Consider the following 10,010-nt stretch of genomic DNA (forward strand, 5'->3'; position numbering starts at 1 on the left):
CCGCACGGTGCGCGGACGCGGTGGCTCTCGGGTGCTTCCTTCGGTGAGCAGCTCCGGGAGCGAAGCGCAGACGGTGGGCTGCGTGCGGATCTCGACGAGTTGGCGGGCGGGACGTTGGCCGAGCTGTGACATCGGGGCTGCTGGACACCGTCTTCATCGCGCGCGGGGTGGACCGTCCGCTCGGTGCCTTGCCTGACAGGGTTGCGGTGTCGGTGGTGACCATCGGCGAGCTGGGGCTGGGGGTGCTGGCTGCCACGGACGACGATGTTCGCGCCCGGCGCGCCGACACGTTGGCGCTGGCGCGTGAGGCGGACCCGCTCCCGATCACGGAGGCGGTGATGACCGGATGGACGCGGCTGGTCGTCGACTGTCGTGCTGCCGGGATACACCGAACGGTCAGGCTCACTGACGCGATGATCGCGGCGACCGCGGTCACCCACGGCCTCCCGGTGGTCACGCAGGACGAGGACTTCGAGCGCATCGCCGTCACCCACCCCGCGCTGCGGGTGCACCTGGTGTGATCGTCTCGCTCCCGGCGGATGCCCCGGATTGCTTGGCATGCGTACCGACCGGTGGCTCGACGTCGCCCGGGCGACCGGCCTGCTCGGGTGACTACCTAGCCGCGAGCGTGCCGCTCAGATCCGCGATGTCTCCGGGACGTGCATGTGCGTCGAGTGAGCGCTCGTCTCCATCCAACTCAGCAGTCGGCTGACGACCGACGCGCTCTCGCCGACGACGAGGCGCTGGCCGGCGTCGATCATCTTGTCGAAATGCGCGTCCATCGCCCGCTCAGCTGCCTGCGGGTCACGTGAGCAGATGGCATCTGCGATCTGCTGGTGTTCCTCGACGACGTTGCTCTGGTGATCGTCAGTGCCGAGGACGATGTCGAGGACCGCCTCGACGCGGTCGAGGTGGGGGGCCAGGACGAGCCCGGTGAGGGTCTTCAGCATCCGGTTCGGGGCGATGGCAGCGACTTTGCGATGGAGGTCCAAGCCTGGTTGCTGTGCCATGTCAGTGGTGCCGACGGCCTGGCGGTGCTGGCCGACGAGCTGCTGCAGCTCGTCGAGATCGGGGGTGCTCGCGTGGGTGGCGGCATCTGCGGCGGCGGCGCTCTCCACCGCCTTGCGAGCCTGGAGCAGGTCGAGGAGGTCGCGGACGTCCCGGACGTCCACCGCCTGCCCGATGGACGCTGTGGTGCGGTCGGAGAACTCAAGGGCCGCGTGGCGTCGTTGACCGTCTGGCGACAGCACGCGACCTTTGGCCCCCATGGGAATGCTCCAGCCCCGTTCGTCGAGCTCGCGCAGCCGTCGGGATACGGAGGACTCACTGACGGCGATGCCCATGTCCTCGAGGGCGAGTCGAGCAGCTCGTGTGCCGATTGGGCCCGGCGCGCTGGCAAGCACCGTGAGCAGAGTCCTCAGCACTTCCTCCCGATCGTTCGCCATCAACAGCCCCTTCGCATCACTCGGTCGGCACCACTGACAGATGTCTGTCACTCCTGTGAATCGTAGCCGACCGAACAGCGCTGCCGTCAACACCTGCGCTGCCATGGGAACGGAGAGCCCGGCGCGGCTGGCCCTACGGTACCGCGGGACTTGACAAGCCCTCCAGGCGGGTGCCAGGTTTGACAGGCCTTGGTCACCGATGACCGACGCCTCTGTCAGATGACGGCAGGGCGCCCGCCAAGGCCCAGAGTTGCGCCGAGCGAAAGAAGGACAAATGTACCCTCGCGACCTCATTGGGTACGCGAACGACGTCCCGGACCCGCAGTGGCCGGGAGGCGCCCGTGTGGCCGTCCAGTTCGTGCTGAACTACGAGGAGGGCGGCGAGCGGTCGATCCTCCATGGGGACGCCGTCTCCGAGGCGTTCCTGACCGAGGAGCCGACGAAGGAACTCCCGCACCTGCGCAACCTGAACGTCGAGTCTCAGTACGAGTACGGCTCGCGCGTCGGCTTTTGGCGACTGCACCGCGCGCTCACCGACCGGAACATCCCGGTGACGGTGTTCGGCATCTCCCAAGCCATGGCGCGCAATCCCGAAGCCGTCTCGGCGATGCAGGCAGCCGATTGGGAGATCGCGTCCCACGGACTGCGCTGGATCAACTACGCGGAAATGAACGAGGAGGACGAGCGGCGCCACATCGCCCAGGCCATCGACGTTCACGAGCGGGTCACCGGCCAGCGCCCCGTGGGCTGGTACACCGGGCGCATGTCGCCCAGCACGCGCCGCCTGATCGTCGAGGCCGGCGGCTTCCGCTACGACTCCGACTCCTTCGCTGACGACCTCCCGTACTGGGAGACCGTCAACGGCCACCAGCACCTCGTGGTGCCCTACACGCTGGACAACAACGACGGTCGTTACGTCAACGGCTACGGCTTCCAGTCCGAGAGCTTCTCCGCCTACCTCAAGCAGGCCTTCGACCTGCTGTACGCCGAGGGCGCGGACCAGCCGAAAATGATGAGCATCGGCCTGCACAACCGCCTGAGCGGCCGGCCCGGCCGCGCCGGCGACCTCCTCCGGTTCCTCGACTACGTCGCCCAGAAGGACGGCGTCTGGCTCACCCGGCGTATCGACATCGCCGAGCACTGGCACGCCCACCACCAGCCCGCTGCCGACACGCTCGCCGTGCCGGTGGCAGCTTTCAACTGACCCCCTAAGTACAACGAGGTATTCAGACATGTCACATAACTCTCCCGCCCAGCAGAGCAAGTGGACGGTCCTGCCGAACTGGGACTTCAGCCTGCTGCCCAAGAACACCCGGACGATCATCACGTGCGTGTTCCTCGGCCTGTCCATGGCAGTGATCCTGCAAATCACCGAGCGCCTCGACCTGGCGCTGACCGGCGGCAGCATCCCGATCGTCTCCGCCATCGTCGTGTGCGCGATCTGGGTTCCGTCCGCCGCGTTCTTCGGGCTGACCGGAGCACTCATCACCGCATGGATCAACCCGATCATCTCCAACCTCACGGCGTCGCAGCCGATGGCGCCGTTCCTCTTTCTCACCAACGCCGCGCACACCGTCCCGGTGGCGCTTCTCGTGTGGCTTATGAAGCCCAAGCACCGTGGGCTCAAGCTGTGGGAGGTCGTGCTCATCGGTCAGGTCGGCGGCATCTTCGACGCGCTGATGTTCGGCGTCGGCAACCGGGTGATCCTCCACCTGCCCTGGGACTTCATCACCATCCAGGTCCTCATCGTCCAGCCGGCCTACCTGGCGGGGAGCTTCATCACCTACGGCATCATGCGTCGTCTGCTGAAGACGGGGCTCGTCTCCAAGGCCCGCACCGAGCAGACCACCGCCGCCATCTGAGACCGGCACACGACAGGAGGACGGGACCATGCTGTACCGACCCGGGAATACGTACTTCCACCGCGCGGACCCACGCGCCAAGATTCTGGCCATCCTCGCCGTCATGGTGCTCGCGCTGACGACGACCCGTCTGGACGTCCTCGTCGGGCTGACGATCATCGTCATGGTGGCGCTGGCCGTGTTCGCCGGGCTCACGCCGCGGGCGTACTGGAAGGCGCTGGTGCTCATCGTGCCGCTGGTCGTGCTGCTGACGCTGCTCCAGGCGTTGGTGCAGTCCGGCGACCCGATGTTCACCCTGGGGTCCGTGGAGTTCTCCGAGCGGGGCATCCTGCTCGGTCTGGGGATCGGCCTGCGCCTCATGGCGATGGGCATCTGCTTCTACGGCTTCTCGGTGACGACGAGCCCCTCAGACATCGCCCTGGCGCTGAACCGGATGGGCGTCCCGTACAAGTTCTCCTACTTGACGAGCTTCGCCTTTCGGTTCCTGCCCCTCATGCAGGACGAGGCGCGGACCCTGCTGACGGCGATGGCCGTGCGCGGCTCGTCGGAGAGCAGCTCGAAGAACCCGTTCCGTCGCGGCAAGGCGATCGTGCGCATGCTTTTCCCCATGCTCGTGGGGTCGATGAAGCGCAGCGGTGACATCTCCCTGTCCATGGAGCTGCGCGGGTACGGACTCCCGGGCCCGCGCACGTTCTACCGGACCCTGCACTTCCGGGCCGCCGATGCCGGGCTCGTGCTGGGGATCGCGGTCCTGGCCGCCGGCCTCATCGCCCTGCAGCTGCAGTTCGCCGATCTGCTCGTACAGGCATAGGAGGAATGATGACCAAGAACCCTGTTGTCTCGGTGGAGGGCCTGTCCCTTCGGTACCACGATGCCGAGCGCCGAGCGCTGGACGAGGTGTCCTTCGACGTCGCCGAGGGAGAGGTCATCGGCATCCTCGGCGCCACGGGAGCGGGAAAGTCGACGCTTCTCAAGACGCTGGCGGGCGTCATTCCCCGCCACGAGCACGACGCCGACTACCTCGGCCGTATCGAGGTGCTCGGGCAAGACATCAGCGAGTACCGCAGCCTCACCGACATCGCTGCGCGGGTCGGTCTCGTCATGCAGGACCCCGAGGTCCAGCTCGTCAATACCGTGGTGCGCGAGGAGCTGGCCTGGGGGATGGAGAACCGGGGCGTCCCGGTCGACGAGATCCAACGCCGCATGGACCGTGCGGCCGAGCTCTTCGGCATCAGCAACCTTTTGGACCGCTTCACCCACGCGCTGTCCGGCGGTGAGAAGCAGCGGGTGGTCGTGGCCTCGATCTTCTGCCTCAACCCCTCCGTCATGCTGCTCGACGAGCCCACCTCAGAGCTGGACCCGGCCGGCACGGAGAGCGTCATGCGCGCCATCCAGGTGCTCGCCAGCGAGGGCGTCACCGTGCTCGTCGTCGAGCACAAGGTCGAGGAGCTCGCGATCTACGCCGACCGGCTCATGGTCCTCGATGCCGGAAAGATCACCGGCATCGGCACACCGCACGAGATATTCACCGGTGGGCAAGCGCCCTACCGACCGCAGGTCATGGACATCGCACTGGGCCTCAGGGAGAAGGGTGCATGGCCCTCGGACCGGCTGCCCCTAGGCATCGACGCCGCCGTGGAGATCTGGACCAGCGATCCGACCAACAACGTCCCGCAGAACCAGGAGGCGGCAAGGTGAGCAACGACAGCGTCATCGAGGTCCAGGGCGTCCAGCACGTCTACGGAGGGCGGGTCCAGGCGCTCGGCGGGGTCGACCTGACGATCCACCGGGGCGAGTTCGTCGCCATCATCGGCAAGAACGGGTCCGGCAAGACCACCCTGGCCAAGCACTTCAACGGGATGCTCAAGCCCACGAACAAGGGTGGGCGGGTCCTGCTGCGCAAGGGCAGCGGTGACCTCATCGTCACCCGCGGAATCCCGCTGCACAAGCTGTCCTCGACCGTCGGCTACGTCTTCCAGAACCCCGACCGGCAGATCTTCCACGACACCTGCCGGGAGGAGCTGGAGTTCGGGCTGGTGAACCTTGGCGTCGACCCGCAGTCGCTCGGTCCGCGGGTGGAGGAGACCTTGCGGCTGGTCGGTCTGGCGGGGCGCGAGGAGGTCAATCCGGTTCACCTCAGCCGAGGCGAGCGCCAGCGGCTCGCCATCGCCTCGACCCTCGTGATGGAACCGGACGTCGCCGTGATCGACGAGCCCACGACGGGCCAAGATCCGGACGAGGGGCGGGTCATTCTTGAGTTCCTGGCCCGCTACAACCGTACTGGTCGCACGGTGGTGATCATCTCCCACGACATGGCGCTGGTGGCCGAGTACGCCAGCCGCGTCATCGCCATGCGGACCGGGCACGTCTTGGCCGACGGGACCCCGCGTGAGGTATTCAGTCGCCCGGACGTGCTCGAGGAGACCAACATCCGCCCGCCGCAGGCGGCAGTGCTCGCCACCCGACTTGGCTACCACGGCGTGCTCACCGTGGACGAGGCCGTGGCCGCGATGTCGACCGCACGCAACCTCACCAGTGAAGGCGTAGGAGCACCATGACCATCTTCATCACCGGCGCTCGCGGCTTCGTCATGAGCGTCCTCATGCACCGTCTGCTCGAGTCGGACATCGACTGCCGGATCGTCGCGGTCGACATCACCGAACCCGACGAGCTGCTCCTACGGTCCCTAGGGAACGCCGTCGAGCGGGTCCAGTTCCGCACGCTCGACGTACGCGACGGCGACGCCGTGACCGCAGCGATCAAGGCTGCCGCTCCCGACGTCGTCGTCCACGGGGCGACGATCACTCACGTCCCGGAGTGGGAGCGGGCCAATCCCGCCCGGTTCATCGACGTCAACGTCATGGGCACCACGCGGGTGCTCGACGCCGCCCGCTCCACGCCGTCGGTGCGCAAGGTTGTCCACGTCTCCAGCGCAGCGGTGTACGGCACCGGCACGGGGGACACCGGCCCACTGCCGGAGGACGTCCCGCTCCTGCCCGATGAGATGTACGGCGTGAGCAAGGTGGCCAGTGAGCTCGTCGCTCGCCGTTTCAGCGAGCTCTACGACCTCGATGTGCCGATCGTCCGCTTCACCAAGGTGTTCGGGCCGATGGAGCGGCCCAGCTCCTCCCGCGCCTCCATGTCGCTCCCGTTCCACCTGGCCTCCGCGCTCGTCAACGGGCGCCCGGCAGCACTGACCGAGCGCACGACCCGGGCGGTCGGTGACTGGGTGAGTGCCGTCGACGTCGCCGACGCGCTCGTGGCCCTCTGCGGAGAAACGGCGGCCCGGTCGGGCACGTACAACCTCGCCAGCGGCTCGCTCGCCGGCGTGCCCGAGCTCGTGGATCTCTTCGGCGCCGACGTCGTCACGGCCGCCTACGACAAGGCCGTGGTCGACATGGACCCGGACCTGCGTCACGGCAAGAACGCCTGCTACTCCATCCAGCGTGCGGCCGACGACCTCGGCTGGCGGCCCCGGGACCTGCGGACGCAGGTCGCCGAGTACGTCGCCTGGGCCCACGACAACCCCGAGTGCTTCCCCGCACGCGCATAGACCCCACGTTCACGAAGAAAGAAGGACCCATGGCCAACCGTGGCACGATGACGCCTGCCCAGATCCTCATCCGTCCCGACGGCGCGAAGTACCAGGACACCCACCGTCAGTGGCAGGGCATTCCCTCGCTCGAGCGCACTCCCGGGGGGCGCCTCTACGCCAACTGGTACACGGGGATGGATACCGAGAAGGGTGGCAACTTCGTCGTCGTCAGCACGAGCGACGACGACGGTGACACCTGGGACAGCGTGCAGATGGTCATCGAGCACGACGACCCCGAGGTCCGCTGCTACGACCCGTGCCTCTGGACCGACCCACTCGGCCGTCTCTGGCTGACGTGGAACCAGAGCAACGACTTCTTCGACGGCCGCGTCGGCGTGTGGGCCGCCATCAGCGAGAACCCCGACGACGAGAAGCCGACGTGGTCGCAGCCGCGGCGTATCGCCAACGGGATCATGATGAACAAGCCCATGGTCACCAGCGCCGGCGAGTGGCTCTTCCCGACCGCCATCTGGTCCGACCACCCGCCCACGGAGGACCACCCCGAGGTCGACGGTGAACGGTACTCCAACGTCTACGTCAGCACCGACCAGGGCGAGACCGTCAGCTACCGTGGCAGCGCCGACGTGCCGAACCGTCAGTTCGACGAGCACATGGTTGTGGAGAAGAACGACGGCTCCCTGTGGATGCTCGTCCGCTGCTACGACGGCATCGGTGAGGCGTTCTCTACCGACGGCGGGCGTACCTGGTCGCCCGGGCGCAAGAGCCACATCGCGGGCCCCTGCTCGCGCTTCCACATCCGGCGGCTGAAGTCGGGGCGTCTGCTCATGATCAACCACCACGACTTCGGCGAGAAGCTCTCGCGCGACGATGTGGAGGCGCAGGGCAACGTCAAGGTCTGGAAGGGCCGCACCAACCTCACCGCGCTCATCAGCGACGACGACGGCGCCACTTGGCCCCACACGTTGCTGCTCGATGCGCGCGACGACATCTCGTACCCCGACGCCACCGAAGGTGAGGACGGGACGATCTACGTCATCTACGACTGGCAGCGGATGACCGAGCGCAAGATCTACCTGGCCCGCTTCACCGAGGACGACGTCCTCAACGGCGAGGCGGCCGACGAGCACTCACGGCTGCAGGTGCTCGTCAACGTCGCCGAGGCGCAGCCGGAGCCGGTCTGAGCCGTGACGGGAGGATTGTGCTGTGGAAATGGCAAGCTCGAGGCCGGAGGCGGTGCCCGTGTCCGGCGTTGACGTTGTTCCGGCGGCGGTAGCGGGGGTGATCGCCATCGTCCGGCTGTCGGAGCCGGTTCCGGACGCGGTGCTCGACTCTGTCCTGGCCGGGGGAGTGCGCGCCATCGAGGTCACCGCGAACACCCCCGGCGCCTTCGAGGCCGTGACGCGTTGGCGGGGCCGCGGCGAGGCGGTCGTCGGGGTGGGGACGGTCCGGACGGCCGAGGACGCCCGCCGGGCCGTCGATGCCGGCGCGCAGTTCATCGTCACGCCGACGCTCGTGCCGGCGGTGCTCGCCGAGGCGCGACAGGCCGGGCTCCCGGTGGTCTGCGGCGCCCTGAGCCCGACGGAGATCGACAGTGCCTGGCAGCAGGGAGCTGCAGCAGTGAAGATCTTCCCCGTCGACGTCGCTGGCGGCCCTCGGTACGTCACCGCGCTGCAGGCTCCGCTGCCGGACGTGTCGCTGGTGCCGACCGGGGGTGTGGACCCAGCGCTGACACAGGAGTACGCCTCACTGGGTTGTGCCGGCGTCGGGGTCGGCAGTGCTCTTGTTGCTGCTGATGTTGTGAGTACCGGTGCCTGGGACGTGCTGGAGCGGCGCGCGGCGGACTTCGCGCGTGCGTGGTCGGCCGGGGGCGGCGCCTGAGATGGTCTGGCCCCCGACGCCACGCACACTCGGAACGACACTCGACGTCGTCGGCGTGGGTGAACCGATGCTGCTCCTCCAGGCGGAGCCGCCGACGACGCTGGTGACGGCGACGAGCGTCACGGTCGACGTCGCGGGCGCCGAGTACAACGTGGGCGCGGCGGTGGCCCGGTTCGGTGGAAGGGCCGCGCTGCTGACGCGGCTCGGCGATGACCTCGCGGGTGGGCGCGTGCTCGGTGAGATGGACCGGTTGGGCATCTCGGCGGACCTGGTGGAGCTCGACCACGAGCGGCCCACCGGGCTCTTCCTCCGGGAGACCCCGCCCGACGGGAGCCGGCAGGTGGCCTATTACCGCCGCGGTTCGGCAGCCTCGGCAATGACTTCATTCGACGCTGTCCGGCTGTGGTCCGGCGCGTGCCCTCGCGCAGTCGTCCTCTCCGGGATCACTGCAGCCCTTGGGCCCGGTCCCAGGGACCTGATCGAGTCGATCGCGGTGCAGGCCCACGAACGAGGCGTCGCCGTCGTCGTCGACGTGAACCTGCGCCCCCACCTAGGGCAGGCGGAGGCGGCGGTGGAGACGCTGCGGCGGATCCTTCCACGCACCGACCTGCTGGTTCTGGGGGACGACGAGTCCGGCGCGCTGCTCGGCGCCACCGATCCCACCGGCGTCTTCGCCGCGGCAGCCAATGCCGGCGTGCGCGAGACCATTCTCAAGGGCGGGCCGCGCGGCAGCTGGTACCCCGGGGAGGACGGCTCGCCGCACCACTGCCCTACCCGTGCGGCCGCCGTGGTTGATCCGATCGGGGCGGGGGACGCGTTCCTCGGCGGCTACCTGGGTGGCCGACTCGCGGGAGCCTCGGCCGGTGGCGCCGCCTGGCTCGGCTCCGAGCTGGCTGCCGCCGTTATCTCTGCCCCCGGTGACACGGCGGGACTGCCGTCCCGTGCTGAGGCGACGGCGCTGCTCAGGAGAGCTGGTTGAGCCTGACTGGGCGTGGACTGCGAGCCACCGGCGTTGTTGACGAGGATATCGAGCCGCCCGAACGTCTCACCGACGTGTCGATTAGTGCGGCGACCTGCTGCTCATTGGCGACGTCGGCCGTCAGCGCGGTCGCGGCGGCGGGGTAGCGGCCTTCCGTCTCGACAGTCTGCTGTCACGGCGGCGCCTGCCGCGAGGTCTACCGTGTCGCACATGCGGGTGGGAGTACGGGAGCTTCGTAACGAGACGGCACGCGTGCTCGATGCCGTGCGCGCCGGGGAGCGAGTGACGCT

At 68.3% G+C, this 10,010-nt stretch carries 11 protein-coding genes; 10 read left to right on the forward strand and 1 reads right to left on the reverse strand.

What is annotated here, in order from left to right; translation table 11 throughout:
- The first annotated feature begins 125 nt into the window (after window positions 1-125).
- A complete protein-coding gene (locus tag V2J52_RS16880; RefSeq protein WP_491062198.1) occupies window positions 126-521 on the forward strand; it encodes a PIN domain-containing protein in 396 nt (131 codons plus the stop codon).
- Window positions 522-635: 114 nt separating this feature from the next.
- On the opposite strand, the gene V2J52_RS16885 is transcribed toward V2J52_RS16880, so the two are convergent.
- Window positions 636-1,496, reverse strand: a complete 861-nt coding sequence (locus tag V2J52_RS16885) for an FCD domain-containing protein (RefSeq protein WP_331228912.1) — start codon at window positions 1,494-1,496, stop codon at window positions 636-638.
- A 223-nt stretch (window positions 1,497-1,719) separates the two neighbouring features.
- Here V2J52_RS16885 and puuE point away from each other — a divergent pair, with 223 nt between their 5' ends.
- The 9 genes from puuE (at window position 1,720) to V2J52_RS16930 (ending at window position 9,720) form a co-directional block, all read left to right on the forward strand.
- On the forward strand, window positions 1,720-2,649 hold the full coding sequence (puuE, locus tag V2J52_RS16890; RefSeq protein WP_331228913.1) for an allantoinase PuuE: 930 nt from the start codon (window positions 1,720-1,722) through the stop codon (window positions 2,647-2,649).
- A 28-nt stretch (window positions 2,650-2,677) separates the two neighbouring features.
- Window positions 2,678-3,307 (forward strand): hypothetical protein, encoded by a 630-nt coding sequence (locus V2J52_RS16895; RefSeq protein ID WP_331228914.1) that lies wholly within the window; start codon window positions 2,678-2,680, stop codon window positions 3,305-3,307.
- 28 nt (window positions 3,308-3,335) lie between these two features.
- A complete protein-coding gene (locus tag V2J52_RS16900) occupies window positions 3,336-4,118 on the forward strand; it encodes an energy-coupling factor transporter transmembrane component T family protein (RefSeq protein ID WP_331228915.1) in 783 nt (260 codons plus the stop codon).
- Window positions 4,119-4,126: 8 nt separating this feature from the next.
- On the forward strand, window positions 4,127-5,005 hold the full coding sequence (locus V2J52_RS16905; protein ID WP_331228916.1) for an energy-coupling factor ABC transporter ATP-binding protein: 879 nt from the start codon (window positions 4,127-4,129) through the stop codon (window positions 5,003-5,005).
- The gene (locus V2J52_RS16910; protein ID WP_331228917.1) at window positions 5,002-5,865 is read left to right on the forward strand and encodes an energy-coupling factor ABC transporter ATP-binding protein; all 864 of its coding nucleotides are present in this window, start codon (window positions 5,002-5,004) and stop codon (window positions 5,863-5,865) included. The genes V2J52_RS16905 and V2J52_RS16910 overlap by 4 nt, the downstream gene beginning before the upstream one ends.
- Window positions 5,862-6,860 carry an NAD-dependent epimerase/dehydratase family protein gene (locus tag V2J52_RS16915; RefSeq protein WP_331228918.1) on the forward strand — a complete coding sequence of 333 codons (999 nt, stop codon included), beginning with the start codon at window positions 5,862-5,864 and terminating at the stop codon, window positions 6,858-6,860. The genes V2J52_RS16910 and V2J52_RS16915 overlap by 4 nt, the downstream gene beginning before the upstream one ends.
- Window positions 6,861-6,889: 29 nt before the next feature.
- On the forward strand, window positions 6,890-8,044 hold the full coding sequence (locus tag V2J52_RS16920; protein WP_331228919.1) for a sialidase family protein: 1,155 nt from the start codon (window positions 6,890-6,892) through the stop codon (window positions 8,042-8,044).
- A 58-nt stretch (window positions 8,045-8,102) separates the two neighbouring features.
- On the forward strand, window positions 8,103-8,741 hold the full coding sequence (locus tag V2J52_RS16925; RefSeq protein WP_331228920.1) for a bifunctional 4-hydroxy-2-oxoglutarate aldolase/2-dehydro-3-deoxy-phosphogluconate aldolase: 639 nt from the start codon (window positions 8,103-8,105) through the stop codon (window positions 8,739-8,741).
- Window positions 8,742-8,808: 67 nt separating this feature from the next.
- Window positions 8,809-9,720 carry a sugar kinase gene (locus V2J52_RS16930; protein ID WP_331228921.1) on the forward strand — a complete coding sequence of 304 codons (912 nt, stop codon included), beginning with the start codon at window positions 8,809-8,811 and terminating at the stop codon, window positions 9,718-9,720.
- The last annotated feature ends 290 nt before the right edge of the window (window positions 9,721-10,010 follow it).

Origin of the sequence: Georgenia sunbinii, assembly GCF_036421875.1 — a bacterium.
GTDB classification, from domain to species: domain Bacteria; phylum Actinomycetota; class Actinomycetes; order Actinomycetales; family Actinomycetaceae; genus Georgenia_B; species Georgenia_B sunbinii.